16 protein-coding genes are annotated in these 20925 nt (G+C 69.5%); 7 read left to right on the top strand and 9 right to left on the bottom strand.

Annotated features, from left to right (window positions below; translation table 11 throughout):
• Positions 1–279 precede the first annotated feature (279 nt).
• Positions 280–3924 (top strand): hypothetical protein, encoded by a 3645-nt coding sequence (locus tag HED23_RS16335; RefSeq protein ID WP_203184128.1) that lies wholly within the window; start codon positions 280–282, stop codon positions 3922–3924.
• Between the two features lie 288 nt (positions 3925–4212).
• Here HED23_RS16335 and HED23_RS16330 read toward each other — a convergent pair whose 3' ends face one another.
• Both HED23_RS16330 and HED23_RS16325 read right to left on the bottom strand, forming a co-directional pair.
• Complete coding sequence (locus HED23_RS16330; RefSeq protein WP_203184127.1) at positions 4213–5493, bottom strand: hypothetical protein; 1281 nt, start codon at positions 5491–5493, stop codon at positions 4213–4215.
• A 34-nt stretch (positions 5494–5527) separates the two neighbouring features.
• Entirely contained in the window at positions 5528–6880 is a 1353-nt protein-coding gene (locus HED23_RS16325; protein WP_238441989.1) for a hypothetical protein, read from the bottom strand.
• A 231-nt stretch (positions 6881–7111) separates the two neighbouring features.
• Between HED23_RS16325 and HED23_RS16320 the strand changes: the two genes are divergently transcribed.
• Together HED23_RS16320 and HED23_RS16315 are read left to right on the top strand one after the other, a co-directional pair.
• On the top strand, positions 7112–7912 hold the full coding sequence (locus HED23_RS16320) for a peptidoglycan DD-metalloendopeptidase family protein (RefSeq protein ID WP_203184126.1): 801 nt from the start codon (positions 7112–7114) through the stop codon (positions 7910–7912).
• 189 nt (positions 7913–8101) lie between these two features.
• The gene (locus HED23_RS16315) at positions 8102–9091 is read left to right on the top strand and encodes a helix-turn-helix domain-containing protein (RefSeq protein ID WP_238441988.1); all 990 of its coding nucleotides are present in this window, start codon (positions 8102–8104) and stop codon (positions 9089–9091) included.
• A 183-nt stretch (positions 9092–9274) separates the two neighbouring features.
• On the opposite strand, the gene HED23_RS16310 is transcribed toward HED23_RS16315, so the two are convergent.
• Positions 9275–9811, bottom strand: a complete 537-nt coding sequence (locus HED23_RS16310; protein WP_203184124.1) for an NUDIX hydrolase family protein — start codon at positions 9809–9811, stop codon at positions 9275–9277.
• 564 nt (positions 9812–10375) lie between these two features.
• On the opposite strand from HED23_RS16310, the gene HED23_RS16305 reads away from it, so the two are divergent.
• Positions 10376–10858: a DedA family protein gene (locus tag HED23_RS16305; protein ID WP_203184123.1), complete on the top strand. Its 483-nt coding sequence runs from the start codon at positions 10376–10378 to the stop codon at positions 10856–10858.
• Between the two features lie 298 nt (positions 10859–11156).
• Here the strand turns inward: HED23_RS16305 and HED23_RS16300 are convergent, their stop codons facing one another.
• Positions 11157–12293, bottom strand: coding sequence for a PQQ-dependent sugar dehydrogenase (locus tag HED23_RS16300; RefSeq protein WP_203184122.1), 1137 nt, complete (start codon positions 12291–12293; stop codon positions 11157–11159).
• 285 nt (positions 12294–12578) lie between these two features.
• On the opposite strand from HED23_RS16300, the gene HED23_RS16295 reads away from it, so the two are divergent.
• Positions 12579–12737 (top strand): hypothetical protein, encoded by a 159-nt coding sequence (locus HED23_RS16295; protein WP_203184121.1) that lies wholly within the window; start codon positions 12579–12581, stop codon positions 12735–12737.
• A 137-nt stretch (positions 12738–12874) separates the two neighbouring features.
• Here HED23_RS16295 and HED23_RS16290 read toward each other — a convergent pair whose 3' ends face one another.
• The 3 genes from HED23_RS16290 to HED23_RS16280 form a co-directional block, all read right to left on the bottom strand.
• Positions 12875–13231: a hypothetical protein gene (locus tag HED23_RS16290; protein WP_203184120.1), complete on the bottom strand. Its 357-nt coding sequence runs from the start codon at positions 13229–13231 to the stop codon at positions 12875–12877.
• Positions 13232–13370: 139 nt separating this feature from the next.
• A complete protein-coding gene (locus tag HED23_RS16285; protein WP_203184119.1) occupies positions 13371–14294 on the bottom strand; it encodes a transposase family protein in 924 nt (307 codons plus the stop codon).
• Positions 14295–14417: 123 nt separating this feature from the next.
• A complete protein-coding gene (locus tag HED23_RS16280) occupies positions 14418–14816 on the bottom strand; it encodes a hypothetical protein (protein ID WP_015580447.1) in 399 nt (132 codons plus the stop codon).
• Positions 14817–15385: 569 nt separating this feature from the next.
• Here HED23_RS16280 and HED23_RS16275 point away from each other — a divergent pair.
• Positions 15386–16240 (top strand): NmrA/HSCARG family protein, encoded by an 855-nt coding sequence (locus HED23_RS16275; protein ID WP_203184118.1) that lies wholly within the window; start codon positions 15386–15388, stop codon positions 16238–16240.
• A gap of 340 nt (positions 16241–16580) precedes the next feature.
• Here HED23_RS16275 and HED23_RS16270 read toward each other — a convergent pair whose 3' ends face one another.
• Together HED23_RS16270 and HED23_RS16265 are read right to left on the bottom strand one after the other, a co-directional pair.
• Complete coding sequence (locus HED23_RS16270; protein ID WP_238441987.1) at positions 16581–17273, bottom strand: formylglycine-generating enzyme family protein; 693 nt, start codon at positions 17271–17273, stop codon at positions 16581–16583.
• A 1025-nt stretch (positions 17274–18298) separates the two neighbouring features.
• Positions 18299–19528, bottom strand: a complete 1230-nt coding sequence (locus HED23_RS16265; protein WP_203184117.1) for a cytochrome P450 family protein — start codon at positions 19526–19528, stop codon at positions 18299–18301.
• 684 nt (positions 19529–20212) lie between these two features.
• Between HED23_RS16265 and HED23_RS16260 the strand changes: the two genes are divergently transcribed.
• Positions 20213–20605 (top strand): DUF4180 domain-containing protein, encoded by a 393-nt coding sequence (locus tag HED23_RS16260; protein ID WP_203184116.1) that lies wholly within the window; start codon positions 20213–20215, stop codon positions 20603–20605.
• The last annotated feature ends 320 nt before the right edge of the window (positions 20606–20925 follow it).

The raw sequence follows: 20925 nt of genomic DNA, 5'->3' as shown, positions 1-20925 counted from the left end.
TCGTCGCCGAAGCCGCGTGGGCGAAGAAACCGCCGGCGGATACCGGCGAGGGCATTGTTCTGGTCGGCCACCTGGAGTTCCGTGCCCCCACCTGTGGCTCCCGCCGCGCCTGCGCAGCCGACTGTGTGCCCACCAAGCTGCGCCGGGCCTGACCGTCCGGCTTTCCATGCCTCCGTCCCTGCACCTGGCCGGGCCCGACCAGGTCTCCGGTTCCTCCTGGGCCGTCCCTCGAAGGGTGGGCCCGAAGGGTGCTGGGACCCAGGCTTAGCATGGTCGGCCATGACAGGAATGCAGGCCAGGTCGGCTGGTCCCGTGCTGCGTGGCCTCCTCGACCTGCCGTCCGGGACACCCGAGGGTGAAGGGGGCGCCGCGTCGTCCCCTGCCGAAGGGAGCGCTGCTCTCCGGGCGGTACAGCAGACGCGTCCGGCGCGCACCCTCGCGGCCAGGGTCGCCGCCACAGGAGGAAGCGACCCTGAAACCGCTGCCCTGCTTAGCGAGTTGGCCGGGCGTCACCTCGGCGGCGACGTGGAACGGTGGCGTGGCCTGCACGACGCACTCATCGGCCACCCGGGCACCCTGCCCGCGCTGCTGGCCGAGGCACCGGTGCCCGCGAAGCCCCTCGCAGACGGCGCGATCGTGCCGCCCGCGCCCCGGAGTGTCCACGCCACGCTCGGCCTGCTGTTGGAACACGTCGAGCCGCGCCACGCCGCCCTCGCTCTGGCCGGCCTTCACGAACGTGTGGCGACAGAGCTGCTCGGCGGTGGGGAGCTTCCCGCCCCGGCCCTCGTCACCGCCGTGCTCGATCACGGCGACAGCCGCGCCCGCGCCGCACTGGCCCGCCACCCACGGCTCGACACCCGTGTGCTGGCCCAACTGCTCGCCGACGGAGACTCCGAGACCGCGGCCGCCGTCTACCGCAACCCCCGCACCACCCAGTCCCTGCGTCGCACGGTTGCCCACCGGCTCTCCACCGTGCCGATGGATGACATGCTGCGCATGGAGCTGACCTCACCGCGCGGTGACGTACCGCGTACCTGGCTCGCCCCGCTGCTCGGTTCCGGCGATCCGCAGCTCGTGGCATCTGCCCTGCGGTCCGGGGTTCGGCAGATCGTCCAGCAGTACGCTCTGTTGAGGGTCTGGGAGTGCACCGGGCCGCGCGCGGTACGAGCCCTGCTCGACGACCCCTCCGTGGCCCGTCACCTGAGCCGGGCCGTCGAGACCTCGGTCGGCGCGGCCTTGTCCGAGGCCGACTGCCCCGACGAGGACGGGGGGCGCGGCCCGGAGAGCCGCCAGGCAGACGCCGTACGGCGTCTGCGCGAACAGTGCGAGCCTTACGAGGACCCCGCGCGCCTACCTGGTCTGCTGGCAACCACTCGGGGCACCAGCACCCTGCGTGATCTGCTGTCCGAGCCGTACGCCCATGACCTCGACGCCTTGACCCTGGCCCACACGAAGACCCCGTTCATGCCCAAAGCGTGTGAGGAACTGGCCCGGCACGAAGCGGCGAGTGACGCGCAGCGCCTGACGTTTCGCCTCAGTGTCCTCAACGAGCCGTGGCGGGCCGGGGGCCGCCGAGCAGGGAACAGCACCTTGCCCGTGCAGCGTCTTGCCGAGGAGATGCTCGATGACAGCGCCGCCCGCTGGGCGGGAGGCATGGCCGACGCGGGACTGCTCGATCCGATCGAGCTGATACACGGGGCGCGACCCGCCGTCCACGCCCTGCGCGCCCTCACCCTGCTCGCCGAGCGGACCTTGCTGACCCAGGAGTCAGTAGTCGCCCTGCGCGCACTGGCCGACACCCACCTGGGCGAGAATGCCGCGGCCTGGTCCGTACTCGACACCTTGCTGCCCGAACACAGCGGATCCCTGGCGGAGCTGATCGCGGTCGCGGGCAGGACCGTCCCGGCCACTACCGGCGACTCCGCTGCGGGCGCGTCCGGCGCCCGTGTTCCGGAAGAGCGCACCATGGCGCCCCGCCCGGAAGGGCCCGTCACAGCACCGGCCCCGTCGCGGCCGGGCCGCCGCGACCGGTCCCTCGCGCTGTCGGCCCTGGACCTGCTGTACTCCCTCGCTCCCATCGGCGCACCACTGCCCGACGACCCCGAAGTGCTGCGCTCGCTGGCCGTGTGCGAATGGAGCGACGCCCCCGGGCTCACCACCCCGGAATGGTTCGCAGAAGCCTGCGCGGCCCACGGCGTCGTCCCGTCCGGGAGAGGGTCTGCATACACCGCTCCCAGTCGCGCGGAGATACACGCGCGGCCTCCGCAGACCCAGGGGTCCCGGGCACTCCTGACCGAGTACGCCTACACCCAGGGCGTTCTGCCCGCCGAGGAACTGCTCGACCTGCTGCCGGCCCGCCACCTGCTGCTGCTCCCGCACGACTGGCGGCGGCTCGCATTCGCCCACGCGTGGAGGGCCGCGCTCGCCCGGCGGCTGCGGGCCGACCTCGGCGCCGACCCGGACGCCTGGCTCCACCTGGCCGCCACGGTGTCGGCGGCCGCCCCGTCCGAATCCGCCGACGCTTCAGAAGGCCCCACCTGGGCCGAACTGCTGAGCCTGGCACGCTCCGGTGACGGGCCTGCCACGCGCGCCGCAGCACGCTCGTCGTCAGGTGTCCCCGGACCGCGGCAGACGTCCCGCCCGCGCACCCCCGACGAGGCGATCAAGCTGCTGGAGCGAGGCAACCATCTCTGGGCGTGGCCGGAAGGCACTCTGCTGTGCCTGGCCGACGCCGAAGTGGTGGAGGCTGTGCTACCCCGGCTGGGCACCGACGGGCCTTGGCTCCTCGCCACGTACCTGCTGCGCTACGACCGCACTCCGCACCACGTCCTTGACCGGCTGCTCGCCGGGCGTGACCCTGACGCACTCCGCGTACTCGCCGAGCAGTGCCGCTGGCTCAAGGACGGTTCGGCTGCTCGGCTGGCCGATCTCGGCGACCCGGACATCGACCTCGTACTCCTGCGGCACCTGACTCACCGGCCCACCCTCCGCCGGATCGTGGACCGCTCCCGTCCTCACCAGGGTGCCGGGCGGCCGTCCTTGGGAGCCCGTGTGCTGGCCGATTGGCGCGCCGGTGGCGCTGACCGCCCGGCCGGTGGGCTGACCTGGCTGTGCTCGGCGGAACCCGATCTGGTCGAGGGCCTCCTCGTCCGGGAAGGCTCCCGACTCGGCTTCGGGCACCAACTGCTCGGGTGCTTGCGGCTGCTCGAACATGGCGGCTCCGACCGGCTGGCCGATGTCGCGGGCAGGCATGTGCTGGGGCGGGCCGCCACGTCGCTTTGTGCGAAGGCTCTGGCCTCCGCCGACCCCGCCGCAATGCTCCGTGCGCGACTCGACCGTGAACTGGCCCCGGCCAAGCTCCTCGTGAAGCTGCGACGAGCCCCTCACGCCGCGCAGGCACGCGGCATCGTCGAGGCGCTCCCGCCCGGCGAAGCCGTCGACTGGAGGGCCCTCGAAGCCGCCCACCGACAGGACCCCCTGCCGTACTGGCGTGACGTGATCAACCTGCCCGACGTACCCGAGGACGTACGGATGCGGCATGCTGCCCTGGTGCCGGAACCAGGGCCTGACAGGCCGGACGCGAGCGCCCGGCTCAGCCGGGAGCGGGCCGGACACGGTCTGGGCAACGATTACCACTGTTCGCCGCTCACACAGCTGGACTGGTTGCTCACCGCGGGCCGGCTGACCGGTACGGATCTGCTGGACCTGGCGACCCCGGCCGTACGGATGCTCGCCTATCTGAACGGCGCCGGCCGTCGCACGGACGCTCCGCCCGAAGCTGCGCAGGCGCGGGCCGCACTCGCCGATCTCGTCCGAACCCGGCTCGGCACGGACAGAACGGCCTGGGCGCGGGTGGCGAAGAGGCTGACCGGGGGCACTGCGGAGTGGGAGTCCCTGTCGACGGTGAGCGCGCTGCTGCACTGACAGTGCGGCACCGCAGCTGAGCCCTGGTTCACTCCGGCCGGTCCGAGGGTTTCTCGCGGCGGTGCCGCGCGCCGAGAGGGGTGACCTCGTGAGCCCGCTGGATCGGTGGCCGGCCATGTGCGCGCCTCGATGCACTTCGAGGTGTGTCCCGACGCGGCGGAGCCGGACGTGGGGGAGCCGGACGCGGGGGAGAAGCAGATCAGCGACGGCGAAGCCCCCAGGTGTCGGCGCACGCGCCCCTCACGGGCCCGCACAGGTGCGCGGGCCCGTGGGATCCGGCCGGGTGGATCAGCAGTTCGGAACGCCGGGCAGCCAGCTGTCGGACACGTCGATGAAGATGTTGGAGATGTATCCGCCGTAGTCCGGCAGGTAGGACCACGCGTCGTTGCTGTGTCCGTCGGCCTCGACGAGCTGGCCGTGTACCTGGCACTGCACACGCACGGTCGTGGGGCCTGGGAGCTGGGCGACGCGGGTGGACGCGGCGGTGGGCTGCTGACGGATGTTGACGGCGGTGCCCCAGGTCGGGAAGGACTTGGTCGGAGCGCCCGTTCCGGTCCACAGATAGGTGACGGTGACCCAGCCGTTGTCGTTCAGGCCGACGTTGTAGAACGTTCCGTCGGCCAGGTCGATGCCGGCCGGGTTGAGCACCCGGCGCCCCGACCCGTCCAACCCGCCGTTGTATCCGTTCTGGTAGGCGGCCTGTGCCTCGGGCCTGCCCTGCGGCAGGTCCTTGAAGGTCTCGCGGACGGACGACGGATTCCAGTAGTCGTCACGGGTGTTCCACGGGCCGACGTCCCACACCGGCGCGGTCTCGCAGCGCACCGGTCCGCAGACGCGCACCGAGTACTGCCCGCTGCCCTTCGGGGAGAGACCGCGTCGGGAGGGCAGTGCCACGAAGTGGTCGTTCGGGACGATCACGTGCCCGTTCGCGGTTGTGCCGCCGACCAGCCCTTCCCGGGTTGCGTAGACGCTTGTCGTGAAGGCCTCCGCGGCCTCGGCCTTCTTGGGCGTGTCGCCGAGTTCGGCACTCAGGCGCAGGGCGCTGACCGTCGGAGCGGTGCCGTTCGGCGCGGAGGTCAGGACGATCCGGGTCTGCACACGGGTGACGGCCCGGGGCAGCAGGGCCGGGGCGTCATCGCGCGCCTCGCGCCATTCCGTCCACCGGCCCAGCCCGTCGCGCCCGCGCACGTCCACGGCGACACCGGCTCCTGCGGGGACGGTGGCATCGAGGTGGGGGGTGACGAGGTCGACGGCGCGGTCCAGTACGCGTACGGGCAGCACGACCGTCCCCTGGCCACGGGCGGAGCGCGAGGAAGCGGGGCCCAGACCGGGATCGCGCAGGCGCAGACCGCTGTCCGTGCGGCTGACGTTGCTCGCGTCCGCCGTCGGCGTGGACAGGTCCGCCCGCCAGCTGATGCCCCCGAGCGGGGCTTCGCCGTTCCCGGCGTCGCGGGCGGCGGCGGGGCCGGCGGTGAGTGTCAGACCCACGACGGCCAGCAGGGAGACGGCCACAGCCGTCCCTCGGCGGAGTCGGACGGTGGGGGCGTTCGGTCTCTGATCGCGGCGCATGGCGCGCCTCCTTCTGTGGGGGTGGGAAAGGCGGTTACGAGCAACGAGGCACGCCCGGAAGTGTGTTGCCGGAAGAGGCGATGTAGATGTTGGTGATCCAGCCGCCGTACTGGGGCAGATATGCCCACCAGTCGTTGACGTATGGCGGGACCGAGACCTGGCCGCCCTGCCGCTGGCACCCGACGATGACGTCCACCCCGGCGGGCAGAGTCGTGAGGGCGGCGGAGGAGGTGGTGGCGGAGGCGCGCACACGGACACCACTGCCCCAGGTGGTGAAACGGGTGCCGGAGGGGCGGACGGCTCCGGGGACGTCCAGGGAGCCGGTGAGCGTGGTGACCTTGCTGTACGCGGTGCCGTACGGGGTGCCGTCGGGGTGCAGGGTGAGGACGGCTACCACCGTGCGGTCTTCAGGGCCCACGGTGCCGGTGGTGTGCAGAGCGTCGGACGTCAGGTCCACCACGGCGGTGGAGGCACCCCCGAGGGGGGACGCATCGCTGGTGGACCTCCTACGGGATCCCGGTCCCTCGACGCCGTCTGCCGACACGGACGTGCGGGGACCCTCGCCCGCGACGCGGCCGGGCGTGGCAGCCGGAGACCCGGAGGAGACGCAGCCCCCGGAGACGAAGCCGGACCATCCCTGCTTGACCGACCCCGGTCCGTCGAACGCGGAAGGCAGCCCGAACCCCTGGTCGAAGCCGTCGGCGGCGCACCTCTCGGACCGGTGCAGAGCCCCCATGACGAGATCCCGGACCGGCGTCGGTGCCGTGTCGAGGAGGTAGCGGTAGACGCGGACGGTGTCCGCGGCGGTGGTCGCCGTGTAGCCCCAGTAGCCCGGATAGCCGGCCGGTGGCGGGGCCGTACCGGTGAGTCCCAGACGAGGCACCATGCGGGAGACCACGGAGCTGCCGCCACCCGCGGACCAGTAGTGGTTCGCGGCGGCGTCGTCACTCCTGCTCAGCATTGCCCCGAGCCGGTCCCGGTCCGCCGGTGGCAGCTCGTAGCCGGGCCCCCGGTTCCACAGGAAGTCCAGTGCGAGCAACAACTTGACCACGGATGCCGAACGGAAGGCGCGGTCCGCCTCGACGGACTCGGTGAAGCGGCCGGTGAGCCGGTCGAACACCGCGACGCCCGCCGTGACGTCCGCGGGGATGTCCACGACGGTGCGGCCCTCCGTTCCCCGTGCCTCCACCTCGGCTCCGGAACCGGCCGTCGCGGGACCAGCGGGCGGGAGGGTGACGGATGCGGCGGCGGGGGACAGAGCGGCGGCGTCGTCGGCGGACTCGGCGGCTACGGCGAGGGCTGAACCGGTCAGCGCGAGCAGTAGCCCGGCAGTGGTGAGAGCGGCGCCGAGAAAAGACGGACGGCGGGCGGTACGGAGCGAAGGCATGGGAGTCGGGGCTCCTTCGGGCACGGACGCACCGGGGCCGGCGGCCTGGTGACGCTGTGGCACGTGGAGGGCCACGGTGGCGGGGCTGCGCGGGAGGCGCAAGCAATTCGTCCCTGGTCGAAGGAGCCCGGCGCACGCTTGTCAGCAGTACGGCGCATCGCTACGTTCCCGACGTCTCACCGCGCCTCGACCCGGCTCCGCCCGGGCGGCTTCCCCCACCTAGGAGTATTCGTGAGGTTTCTCAGACGCCTTCCGGTTCTGTTCGTCGCCGCCTTGATGGCCCTGGCCGGACTGTCGGCCGCCCCGGCACAAGCCGGGGAGGCCGGTACGACGGCCGCACCAGCCTTCAAGGCGCCCTACCCCTGCGGCCAGCGCTGGACGTACAGCCACCACTCGGCCGAAGTGCGCCGGGCGCTGGACTTCGTGCGCGCCGACGGCGGTGCGACGGCAGGCACCCCGGTGCTCGCATCGGCTGCCGGCACGGCGACCCGTTACTCGCAGCCGAGCGGTGCCGGCAACTACGTGGCCATCGACCACGGCGGCGGCTGGAAGACGTACTACTTCCACCTCTCCGCCTACTCCGTCCCCAGCGGTGCGTCCGTCGCCCAGGGGCAGCAGATCGGCGTCACCGGCAGCACCGGCAACTCCTCCGGGGCACACATCCACTACGAGCAACTGCTCAACGGGGTGGGCCAGAACATCGTCATCAACGGCGCCGGCCTCTCCTACCCCGGCAGCTACAACCAGGCGTACCTGACCAGTGACAACGGGTGCGGCGGCAGCGGCATCCCGTTCAACACGTGGGGGAGCGGGGTGAACGTCCGTTCCGACGCCCGCGTCAGCGCGCCGGTCGTCACCACCCTCGCCGGTCCGACGGCTGTGCGCGTGCTGTGCCAGAAGCAGGGCGACACCGTCAACGCCGAGGGATACAGCAACAACTGGTGGAGCAAGCTGCGTGACCAGAACGGCTTCATCAGCAACATCTACATCGATCACCCGGACGCGAAGCTGCCAGGCGTCCCGCTCTGCTGAGCCGCAGCAGTGGTTCGCAGGTGGTCCGGCCGACGCGCAGTTCCGGTCGGACCACCTCACATTCCGGCCGAACCGGAGCCGGGCCACCACAGAAGTCTGGCATGCATGCGTCATTTCTGTGATGCGCGTAGAGTTTCGCCGGACGGGCGTCACCGGCGCCCGTGACCACCGGGGGTGCGCGTGCTACGGGTGGACTTCACGAGCCAGGAACTGGCCCGCTTGCGCGTCGCGTCCGGCGTGGACCCGCTCTGGGAGACCGCGCTGAGTCTGCACCTCCTGCAGAACCGCCAAGCGCCGCTCGCATTCGGGGCCTGGCGCCGGGAGGTGGGCGCAGCCCTTCGGCGGTCCGGCCTCGTCCCCGTGACACGCGCACTGACCCGACTCTGCCCGGACGGCTCCTACTTCCCGGACTTCCTCACGCCCGGCCGCGGGGACACGGATCTGGAGACCGGACTCGACCGGCTGCTCTCCACACCTCGACACCGCCTGCGCGCCGAGATCGTCCGGCTCCACGCCCACACCACGGGCCCTGTCCCGGCGGGCCTGCGCACACTGGCCGACGGGTGCCCCAAAGCGCTTCACCGCCTGGGAACGGCCCTGCGCGCCTACCACCAGGTCGCTGTCGAGCCCTACCTCACCGCGATACGCGCACAGGCGGCGGACGACAGGACCGTACGTGCCCAAGCCGTCCTCAGCCACGGCGCGGAGGGCCTGCTCACCGGGTACGACCAACTGCCCGGGTGGCGCTACCGGGAGGGCAGGCTGCGCGCCCCGTATCCCGTCGAGCGTGAACTGAGCCTGCGGGGGCGGACGCTGACGCTCGTGCCGGCCTTCTTCTGCGTACGCGCCCCGCTCGCCCTCGTCGACGAGGAACTGCCGCCGGTCCTCGTCCACCCGCTCTCACCCGCGCCCGGCTGGCTCGAACGCAGCCGCTCCGGCGGGTACGCCCCGGTGGCGCAGCTCATCGGTGCCTCCCGTGCGGAACTCCTCCGGATGCTGGACCGCCCGATGACCACGATGGACATCGCCGCGGCGCTGCGCCTCGCGCCGTCGACGGCCAGCCGGCACGCCACCGTGCTCCGCGAGGCGGGACTGCTGCTCTCCCGGCGTCAGGGCGTGCGGGTGCTCCACCATCGGACGGGGCTCGGCCGGGCGGTGCTCGAGGGCGTTCTGAAGTGAGCCGCCGTGCAGGCCGTCCAGGATCCGGATGCCGGAAGCTGGATGCCGGAAGCGCGAGGCGACGGCGCGCGGCACGGCCGCCCGACCAGAGAGGCCGTGCCGGATACGTACTCCGGGCCTCAGGCAGGCCCCTTCGGTCGAGGCGGGCGGACCCGGGTCGAGCACCCTCCACACCGGGGTCCTTCAGTAGGTGTGTCCCATATGGGCCAGAGCCTGCTTCAGAAGCACTCCGTGGCCGCCCGGCATCTCGCTCTGCACAGCGTGTGAGGCCGCCTCCTCCGGGCTGAACCAGACCAGGTCCAGGGCGTCCTGGCGTGGACGGCAATCCCCGGTCACCGGCACGACGTAGGCGAGGGAGACCGCGTGCTGGCGCGGGTCGTGGAACGGGGTGACGCCCGTGGTGGGGAAGTATTCGGCAACGGTGAAGGGCTGCAGAGAGGTCGGGACGCGCGGCAGGGCCACCGGGCCGAGATCCTTCTCCAGATGACGCAGCAGCGCGTCACGGACTCGCTCGTGGTGCAGGACGCGGCCGGACACCAGGGCACGGTTGATGGTTCCGTCGGTGCCGATCCGGAGGAGCAGTCCGATGCTGGTTACGTCGCCGCTCTCGTCCACCCGCACAGGGACGGCCTCGACGTACAGGACGGGCATCCGGGCCCTGGCCATGTCCAGTTCATCCGTGGTGAGCCAGCCGGGAGTGGTTTCCGTCATGTCAGACATCGCTTGATCATACTTGCCGGCCGGGATTCTGGCCGCATGTCTGCAACAGCCCTCTCATCTCCTGCCGATGATGCGCGCGGGGCTGTGGAGACGGCCTCGGTGGGCACGTCGGCCCTGAACGGTCCCGGCCACCAGGGGCATGCCGCCGAGGCGGAGATCCCGGACGGCAGGGCCGACGTCGCCTGCCGAGGCTGTCGCTCGTGGCGCCGGACAAGCCGGTGGCCCGTCTGCGGCGAGCGAGGCCTGCGCCGCACCGGGAGGTGCCTCCCTGCTGGTGAGACGACCGGAGTCACGGGCCGCGCCTGTCGTTCCTCGGGTGACCAGGTGCCTGATATTCGCCGTATACGCGTTCGGTTAGGCTGGCCTTGCCTGGAGTGGGTCCCGGGCGTACGGGTTCGGATTCCGGTGCCACAGGTGGGAACCTGGCGGACGGAACAAGCAGAGGCAGGGCACAGGTGAGAATCGGTGACCGGGCACGTGAGCGTCGTGCACCCGGCGAGGCGGGACCGCGTATGCGGGTGACCAGGGGCGTGGTTTTCGGTCCATCGCCCGGGACGAGGCGTCGTGGATGAGCTCGCGCTCACAGCCGGAGTCCTGTACGTGATCGTCCTGCTCCGCGCCGGAGGGACGTTCGCCGTCGGGTGGCTCGCCGGCGCCGGTGCCCGGCGCAGCAGGTTCGCCGGGAAGATCTCTTCGGCGAAGTTCCGGCGTGCCGAGCGGGCGATCCAGCGGTGGGGCGCGCCGGTGGTGGCCGGCTCCTTCCTGACTGTCGGTTTCCAGACCGCCGCCAACTTTCTCGCGGGCAGCATGCGCATGCCGCTGCCGCGCTACCTCCCTGCCCTGCTCCTGGGCGGAGCGGCCTGGGCGCTGATCTACGCGACTGCGGGGCTCGGAGTGCTCGAAGTGCTGGGAAGGCTCTTTGCCGAGCGGACGGTCCTCGGGGTGTCCGCCGTGGCCGTCCTGCTCCTCGCGGTGTGCGGGGTGGTGGTGTACCGCAGAAGGAAGGCGGTCCTCTCCTCCGATGACACCGTGGCCGAAGAATCGTGAACCCGTTCGGCGAGGCGGATTCCGCGGCGGGCGAGAGCCACGCGTGACCTCGGCCCCCTCGGACGGCCTCCGTCGGGCGAAGTCGTGCGCGAGGTACGCAGAGCCGGTCTGGACAGGATTCCGAACAGGCGGCCGAGCAGGCCGAGCCAGCACAGCGTGGTGGCACCGTCGGCAGGCCGTGGACGGCCTCCGTTGCCCGGGCACGCCCTCGAGCGGGCCGGAGATTTCGGACGTGCTCTCTCCGGCCGGCTCGGGGGCGTGGCACTCGTGAGAGAGCGGCTTCGCCCTCCACCAGGCGTTACGCAGGGTCGATGCGGGAGATGCTGCCGGCTATTCCCAGGACGTACAGCTCGCCGTCGCAGCCCTGCACGAACGAGACCGTCTCGCCGCCGTTGACACCGAGGTCGCTCACGCCGGTCACCTTGCCGTCCTCCATCTGCAGGGTGCGGACAGTGCCGTCGCAGTAGTCACTGAACACGTACTGACCCTGGAGGTCCGGGATCGCCTTCCCTCGGTAGACGTATCCGCCGATCACCGAGCAGCCCAACCCGGTACGGTCGTACTCGTGGATCGGCGGCACGTGGTTCGCGGGTTCCGTGCCACCCCGGAACGGATGGGTGCCCTCCATCTGGGACCAGCCGTAGTTCTCACCGCCCTCACTGGCGGCCGGGGCCCAGTCGATCTCCTCCCAGTCGCTCTGGCCGACGTCACCGATCAACAGGTCACCTGTGCCGGAGTCGAAGGAGAACCGCCACGGGTTGCGCAGCCCGTACGCCCAGATCTCGTCCCTGGCGTCCGGGTTTCCGACGAACGGGTTGTCCGGCGGGATCGCGTACGGTTCACCACCGCTCGGGTCGATCCGCAGCAACTTGCCGAGCAGTGTGTCCAGATTCTGCCCGTTGCCGTGCGGATCGCCCCCCGCGCCGCCGTCGCCGAGTGCGATGTAGAGGTAGCCATCGGGGCCGAACTTGATGTCACCGCCGTTGTGGTTCGAGTAGGGCTGCGTCTGAGTGAGGACGGTGCGGCGGGAATCCGGCTGGATCCTGCCGTCCCGCACGGCGAACTCGTCCACGGTGCTGGTGCCTTCGAGGTTCGTGAACGAGATGTAGAAGTGCGCGAACCTCTTGTCGAATGCAACGCCCAGCAGTCCGCGTTCGCCGTCGGTGGTGGTCTCGCCGGATATGTCCAGGACGGGTTCGCCGAGCCCGTCGGCACCCAGGACCCTAACGGTGCCGGCGCGTTCGGCTATCCAGACCGTGCCACCGGGACCGGCGGTGCCGGCCGATGGATTCTGGGCCGTGGCCACCTTCTTGAGTACGACCTTCGCTGCCTGGCGTGGGGCGGCAAGTTCGTCGGCGGACGCCGTGGTCAGTGCGAGGGAAGCGGCGAGGCAGATGGCGCCGATGATCGCCGAGCCTCTGGTGCGAACTTTCACCGTGACCTCCTGGAGGCGGCGAAGGGGGACGTCACCCGGCTGTGTGGGGCAGAGTCAGGTGGGTGTCGCCCGCGCCGGCGCGCAACCTGAGTGGGGGGATGGTGCTACTGGCCACGGATGAGGATACTGGGACAGCGGCCTTTGGTATAGACCAAGTCGCCTTCCGCCCTCATGGTCATGACGGAGTCCGCGGCTCGTCGTGTATCAGGTACGAGACCGGCGTGCCGCTTGAGCAAGGGCCTGACAGGCACGAATTCGTGGGCGTCGGCAGGTCGGAGCGTGAGCATGCGATCAGAACCCGATCCAGGCGGCCGCGTGGCCGGGGCAATCCGGCGTGCGGTGCGGTTCCGCTCCCTCGCCGAGCCGAACCTGGAGAACCGCGCGCTCGTGGACGGCGTTCTGCGCTCGCCGCAGGCTTGCCAGGAGTACGAGCTCTGCTTGTAGCGACTGCAGGACGAGGCTGTCGAGATCGAGCGGCAGGCGACGGGCGAGCCGTACATCGAAGAGGGCTGGTGAGCCGAAGCGCGATGGCCGTCATCAAGGCGATCTCGTCGGCGCCGAGATCGAAGGCTGCGGACCGTTCACGGCCTGCGTGTGTGCAGGGCAAATGCGCCGACCAGCGCGAGCGCGCCCGATCCGACGAGCGCGAGCGTGCGTGGGGAGGTGAACACGCGGTGCCGGCCGATGGCCAGTACGGAGCGCCGTGCCTGGATGGACAGCGCACTTCCCGTGCTCTGAACGGACCCCAGGGACACCAGGGACATGGCGGAGCCGATCGAGCCGACGGACATCGAGGAGCCGATGGATCCGATGGACAGCGCGCTGCCGACCGATCCGATGGACAGCACGGACCCCACGGATCCGATGGACAGGAATGAGTCCTTCGACCACAAGGAGAGCGAGGAACCCCTGACTGGCTGGGAGGAAAGTTTCACCATGGGGTCATTGTGCCGTCAGAGGGGCCGAGGCCGGGCGTAGCCGGTGACAACGGCCTCGTCGTTTTCTCGCTGGTGAGTAACGACGTGGTGCACGACTGAGGTTGAAATGTGCTGCCCTGGCGGTTCGGCTGTTGTGTGATCACCGCATGGCTGTGCGGTCAGAGACCAGGCCGGCGATCGCCAGATGGGTGTCGTCGTAGTACTCGCGACGTCCGATGTACCGCTGAAGGGCCCGCCACTGCTTGTGCTCGGCGTTGGCGTGCTCGACGCAGATCCGCTCTGAAGACTGCTGCTTGCGGGCCTGTTCCCATGCCGTGACGTCCGTGGTCGGGGCGTCCTTGCCCGGCTTCTTCGGCGGTGCCTGGACCTGATCGGGAAACCGTTTGGCCAGGCCCCGGTATCCGGAGTCGACTTTCGCCTTGACTGTGGGATACCGCTCGAACAAGTCGCCGATCCCCTCGGTGTTCACCGCCGTCTGATCGTGCATACGGCCCGGCCGAATCGCCCCCGTCCACAAAGTGCGACCCTTCTCGTCAGTGATGACGGTGGCCTTCTTGGTGTTCTGCCGCATCTTGCCGGAGACGAAGGCCCGGCGGCCGGGCTTGCCGGCCCTCGGGCGCCGTACTCGCACCTCGGTGCCGTCGAGCCGCAGCTCAACGCCCCGCGCGTCGGCATAGGCGAAGACATCGGCCAACGTACGCAGGCGCAATCCGGACTCGCCGGGGACCGCGAAGCCGCGCACGGCCAAGAGCGGGCGGATCTCATGGACAGCGCGGGTGATGGTGGAGCGGTCGACGCCGTAGAGGACACCCAGAGCCGAGTGTGGGAGCTGGAACCGCAGGACCACAAGGGTGGCAATCACCCGATCGGTGAATACCAGTTGATGGCCAGGCCCGCCTCCATCGGCCCGCAGGCGGTCGTGGCCTCGGCGTTCACGCAGCCGGGAGTCCTGCCGCGCCATCCACGGGACAGCCAACTCAGCGATGAGCGAACCGAGCTGCTTCCTCGGGATGCCAGTGCAGAGGCGATGCGAAAGAGCCGTACGGGCCAAGACGGACGTCACAATCTCTTCAACCTATACGGCTCCCTTCATGCCATGGCCCAGCACGGCGTTTCGTGGAAAGGTTGGTCGATCTTCGCCCGGCCTCATCGGAGTTGAGGCAAGAAGAGGTCGGGCTGCAGCCCCTCACCACCGGAATTCCCCGTCGTAGAGGCGTCGGTGCCACCATTCGCCATGCCACCGCAGGCGCCGGTGGGCGTGTGGGTCGGGCAAGGTCCGGCGGCGGAACTCTGCGTCCAGACACGTCACCACTCGCCCGAGTTCGGCGCGGGACGGCTGTGGAAGCGAACGCAACGCTTCTTGCAGAATATCCCGGGCGTTCGCCACGTCGACGAGCGTGGACTCCGGATGGGGAGAGGCTGGGAAGCACAGGTCCAGGTAGCGGCCGGGCTGTCGCAGGAACGCCCGGTAGTGCCTGAGCGCGGCTTCCACCGCCCCGTCCCACAAGCCGTCCCGCAGCCCGGCCCAGGAGTCATCGTGCTCACGCTCCGTGCGCTGGATCTCGGCGCAGGTGCGCTCGGACAACCCGGGAATTCGACAGGTCCAAGGGCTCCAGACGGGCGGGACCGGATTTTCGGCGCGAAGCGCGCCGGGCCGTCTACGCGGCATGGGCCTTTCGGTTGGTCATCATGCTCGCGATCATGCCGGACGGCCTGACAGCCCACAAGGCCCTGCGGCCCTCACCGCCTCCCGGCAAACTCGCACCATCCGATCTTCCCGGCTTGCGCTCGCCAGCACCCCACTTGTCGAACGGAGCCTCGATGAACAGCAGCCCACACCCCGCTCTGTCGCGGACCCCCGACATCGGCGATGCAGCGCGGAGGGCCACCGCCGCTGTCGTGCACGCCGCAGTAAGCGGTATCGAGGGTCGGAGATGGAGCCAAAATCGAACAGAATCTCTGATGCGGTATCTGTCTTCGGTGCAGCGACGGCAGTCGGATGACGGGATGACTGTGCGAGTACATCCCATGCCTCACAGCGCACTTTTCCCGCCCTTCGGGGCGTCCGTGAAGCGGATGCGGTCTCCACAGCTGATCATGGTTGTGGGCCCGTTGACGGGCTGCGCATGCACCTGGAGAGAAGAGGAGGCTTCGATGATCGACGCACCGGTGCTGGTACTGGCGGCAACAGGCGGTCAGGGCAGAGCTGTGACGGACGCGTTGCTGGGCCACGGGGCCCGGATCCGGGTGATGGTCCGTGATCCGGAGCGGAGGGCGGCACGTGAACTGGCCGAACGCGGTGCCGAAGTGGTCGAGGGTTCGCTGAGCGACCGAGGCTCCCTCACCGCAGCCATGCGTGGAGTGGCAAGCGTCTTCGCCTTCACTACCCCTTTCGAGGCGGGGTTGGAGGCGGAGGTGGAGCAGGGGCGCGCGATCCTGTCCTCTGCGTCGGAGGCGCGCATCGCGCACCTCGTGTTCAGCTCCGTAGCAGGAGCCGATCAGGACAGTGGCGTACCGCATTTCGAGAGCAAAGCGCGCATCGAGGCCGACCTGGCCTCCGGCGACGTGCCGTACACGATTCTGGGGCCGACCTACTTCTTCGACAACGCGCTGGGAGGCCAGGAGCGCATCCTTCACGGATCTCTCGACCTGCCGTTGCCTCCCGACCGGCCGTTGCAGCAGCTCGCCCGCACCGACCTCGGTGCGTTCGCGGCGGAAGTGATGCTCAACCCCGCTCCCTACGTCGGGCAGCGCATCGAACTGGCCGGGGATGATCCCACTCCGGAACGTATGGCGGCATCGCTGAGCAAGGCGCTGGGACGGGATGTCCGCCACCTGCAGACACCACTGGCGGCGGTCGGCAATGCTGATATGCATGCGATGTGGGCGTTCCTCAACGGCCCCGGATACAGGGTCGACATCCCCGCCCTTCACGATGCTCACCCAGAGATCCGCTGGACCCGCTTCGCGGACTGGGCCGACCACACCTGGGCCGACGGCACTCCCTGATGCTTCCAGGCGGGCTCCCTCGTGCTTCTGGCCCCCGTACTTGGCAGGGTGGCACCGGGCGGGGGGCCAGGAGGGGCTGTGGGTCCTGGCGAAATGAACGCACTCGCCAAGTCCCATCCGTCGCCGGTGGAGTGGACGCTCAAGGAGGCGACACCGGGTCAGCCGAAGCCGGCTGGCCCGGGAAGGCCGGCCGACCCGCTGCTCGTGCGCACCGGGGCTGCCCTGGGACGCCACGGACCGCGGGTCACCGTCACGGTCGAGGAGCGGATCGCCGAGCGGATCCCAGGGCCACATGGTCATGAACCGGTCCCACCACCCTGCGCCGTCGGAGTCGCCGCGCTCAGCTCGATCGCGCGAGCCTGAACCCGAGGTCGTCGATGGCGAGTGTCGGGTGGCTCTTGCGGCGGCACGACGCCCGGCACCCCCGGGGCTGGTCGAAGAAGCCGCCGCCGCGGAAGACGCGGTACGGGCCGTAGACCTGGGGGTCGTAGACGTCCCAGCACCATTCCCAGACGTTGCCGATCATGTCGTGGAGTCCCCACGCGTTCGGCTCCCGCGTCGCGACCTCGTGCAATCCGCCCCCGGAGTTCCCGCGGTGCCAGGCGATCTCGTCCAGCTCTCCGTAGCGGACACCCGTACTCCCGGCCCGGCAGGCGAACTCCCATTCCGCCTCGGACGGAAGGCGGTAGCCGTCGACTGTCCAGTCGCAGACCACGTCCTCCGCGTCGCGGCTGTCGCCCATCGAGTAGCAGGGCTCGAGCCCTGCCGCCTGCGAGAACAGGTTGCAGAACCGGATGGCATCGTTCCACGAGACCTCGGTCATCGGCGTTCGCGGCCCCATGGAGCTCTCCTGTGCCCTGCCGAGCACCGAGGCGTACAGGTCGCGGGTGACCGGAGTCGGCGCCAGCCGGAAGGCGGCGACCTCGACCGTCCAGTCCCTCATCGTGCCCTCGTCCCGCAGCACGATCTCGCCGGCGGGCAGGTCGATCATGGGATCGGCGGCCAACCGGCGCAGCGTTGATTCCTGGCTCATTGCAGCCTTGCTCCCATACATTCGGTTCGTGTCCGTAACGTGCGAAGACTGCCGAGGAACCCGCAGGCGTCATCGCGGACTCTCGTCCTGTTCAGCCGGAAGGCGGGTGCGGCCGAGCCGGCACATTCTGCGGTGTTCATCCTGACCGGCCGCAAACCGCGCCTGGCTGTCATCGTTCTCGCAGTCTGCCGCACGGGGTACACCCGGGTGGCGCCAACGGATCATTTCCAGCCGAGCAGGGCCAATGCGCTGCAATGCGGGCGCGGGTGTGTCAGTGCCCCGTCCTGCGTTCACAGCGGTTCGGTCGGCATCAATCACCTCGGCCACTTCGCCTTCGACGCCCAGGTCCGGCCCGCCGTGCGCCGCTCGTCCGCACCGCGCGTGGTCACGTCGGCGCCACCGCGGCGCGGTGGCCGGCCGGCCTGATGAGTGAAAGAGCTACCGCGCCATGGGCGCCCTGACCTCGATCGCCGCACGCCTTCTCATGGGCTCGGCCGAGGGTGCAGCCTGACCAGATGGTCGATCATGGTGGCGTGGTGCGGCGTCATGAACTCAACGATGAGGAGTGGTTGTTGCTCGATCCGCTCATTCCACGGGCCGCGACGGGTCGGTCGCGGATGGAGGACCGCCGGGTGATCAACGGCGGGCCGACAAGACGCGGACCGGGATCTCCTGGCGTTATCTGCCGGCACGCTACGGGCCCTGGCACACGGTCCGCACCGCTTCCGCTGCCATGCGCTCGACGGGGTCTTCACCCAGGCCCTGCAGAAGCAAGGGCTTCCGGGGAATCGCCGCCAGGTGCGACAAGACCGCCACCTCCTGAGAAGCGGCGGTCTCTCTCGCCTCGTTCCTGCGCAGGGCAAGATCTCTGTCCGAAGGCGGACCCTGGATGGCCGCACGTCAGACATACGCCTTCGCAACGACCTTGGTGTCCTTACAGCCGCCGGTGACCTTGCTGGTCGGGCAGTCGGGCAGTCGGGCAGGTCCTTCCGGGCTCCCGACGCAGGAAGCCCGGAAAGGGGGAGTCAGCCCTGTTCGGCGCCGAGCGACACCGGCAGGGACCTCAACCCTCGCAGCGCCGTCCCCGGCTGCCAGTCGAGGTCGGCCGGATCCGCCGCCAGCCGGATGTGCGGGAACCGGTCGATGAGCCGGTCGAAGGCTATCTGTGCCTCCAGTCGGGCCAGCTGCGCTCCGACGCAGTAGTGGATGCCGTGTCCGAAGGACAGGTTGGCGCCCGCCGGACGATGTATGTCCAGGTTGCTGCCGTTCGGGAACTGGGACTCGTCCCGGTTGGCCGACGTGAGAGCGACCACCACCAGTTCGCCCTCAGGTATGACGACTCCGGCCACCTCGATCGGCTCGGTCGTGAACCGCAGCGACGAGGTGTTGACCGGGCTCTCGTAGCGGAGGAACTCCTCGACCGCACCGGGCAGGAGGGAGCGGTCCGCGCGGAGTGCGGCGAGCTGCTCGGGGTGGCGGAGCAGCGCGAAAGCACCGTTGCCGATGAGGTTGACAGTCGTCTCGTTGCCTGCGACCAGCAGCAGGAACGCCATCGACACCAGTTCCTGGGTGTTCAACTTGCCGTCGTCACTGGAGCGCACCAGACCGGTGAGCAGGTCGTCCGCCGGTTCGGACCGCTTGCTCTCGACCAGCTCGTGCAGGTACCCGAGCAGTGCCGTCGTGGCCTCCGCCATGTTTTTCGGATCGCCGCCGGAGAGCTGGGTGGGGACCCAGCCCTTGAAGCGCTCCTGGTCGGTTGCCGGGACACCCAGCAGCTCGCAGATCACCGCCATGGGCAGCGGGTAGGCGAAGGCGCGCATCAGGTCCACCTGATCCTGGCCCTCCATGGCGTCGAGCAGATCAGTGGTGATCTGCTCGATCCGGGGCCCCAGCTTCTCCACCGCTCGCTGTGTGAACACCTTGTTGACCTGCTTGCGCAGCCGGGTGTGGTCCGGCGGGTCGGCGTTCATCATGTGCGCTGCCAGCTCGCTGGCGAACACCATGCCGGTCTCACCGTCGGTGTTCCGCTGGATGACCTGCTGGCCGACCTCGATGTTCTTGGACAGACGGTTGTCGTTCAGAACGGACTTCGCGTCGTCGTAGCGCGTGACGAGCCAGACCTTGGTCCCGCCCGGCGCGATGATCTCTCGGACCGGTGCCTCGGAGCGAAGGACGTCGTACAACGCATGCGGATCACGCTCGAACTCCTTCTCGTCGATCTGGAGCGGAGCCGCGCCGCCATGGCCGCTGGACATGTTTCCTCCCGTATGTCAACCAAACTTTTAGCAATGACTTCGGTGCGCAATTATCGGGCCGTACGGGGATCCGGTGCAGGCAGTGGATCACCAAATGCTGTGTCGCGCAAGACTTCCCAGGCGGGTGGAACCGGACTCGGAATCCTTTCGCGCGAGATGACGTCCGGCGTGAGGCCGGGAAAGCGTAGTAAGACTCCGGTCCGCATCGGCAGGTGCTTGCTGAGAGTACTGCGCGGGGGGCGGGAAAGGTGCCTTTCGGGAATGAAAGAAGGCCGGCGGCTGCCGCCCCTCATGACGCTCGCGAGCCGCGGGTTACTTGGCTGGGAGCAGGTGGCCGCGCTGCTGTGTCCCGGGGGCGACAGCTTCGAAAGCCCTGCTGACCGGATTTCGACCATCCGCACTGTGGAGGCTCAACTTCCCTAGTTTTAAAGGAAGTTCAGATGCGCGCCCTCGCACCCGCTCTGCCTGCTGTGCCGAGTCCTCGGCCTGCCCGGCAGTCGTCCGACCAGCCGAAATGCCCTGCGGCGGCCGGCGCCTCACGGGTTCTGCGGCTGTTAAACCTGCACTCGGAAAGAATGGCTCAATAATCTAGGGTGCAGATGCGCCATTGACCCGTGAACAGGCGTGTGTTAATTTCCTCCGGCGATATGTGCTGATGATTACTTCGCCTTGGGGGACCGATAATTGACGGATTCACTGCAGGAGCGGCACGGGGTGCAAGTATTGGTATGCGATCCGGCAGGGCCCACGGTGGTCACTGAGCGGGATGCACTGGACTTGATAGGTGCTGCGTTACTCGACGCCGAGATCGTCGCCATACCTGTGAGTCGCCTGGACGAGAAGTTTTTCTCGCTCAGTACTCGTTTCGCAGGGGAAATCACGCAGAAGTTCGTCAGCTATCGACTGCGGCTGGCCGTCGTCGGGGACATCTCCCGCCATCTGGAGACCAGTGCCGCACTGCGCGCTCTGGTTCACGAGTCCAATGCGGCCAGTCATATCTGGTTCCTGCCTGACCTCGACGCCCTCGACGCGCGCCTGGAGGTCGCAGGGGCGAAGGCCCGGGCATCGCACGCTTGACCTGGAGGGCGGGGCGGTCGACAGTTACCCACGTGAGCGTCTTGGTGGTCTGATCGGCCGACGTGGCCGAGCAGAAGGTGCGCCGGCCGTGACATCCGGCCGACCTGCCGAACGCCCCGATGCGCACGTCGAGCGGTGAAGTCATGCTGGTGACGGGAGTCTGGCGACGCGTTCGACCCGTCGCGAGTGAACGTCACCCGCAGTGAGTGTCAACAAGCCTTCGAGTCACCACAGTCGCTGACATCGGGGCGTATGGGACAACGTGGTCCCGAGCTTGCTTCCTGGTCCTTCTGGTCGCGAATCGGGCTGCCCGTGCCGCG

Origin of the sequence: Streptomyces pratensis (genome assembly GCF_016804005.1) — a bacterium.
Classification (GTDB): domain Bacteria; phylum Actinomycetota; class Actinomycetes; order Streptomycetales; family Streptomycetaceae; genus Streptomyces; species Streptomyces pratensis_A.
This window is presented reverse-complemented; position numbering and strand designations above follow the sequence as displayed.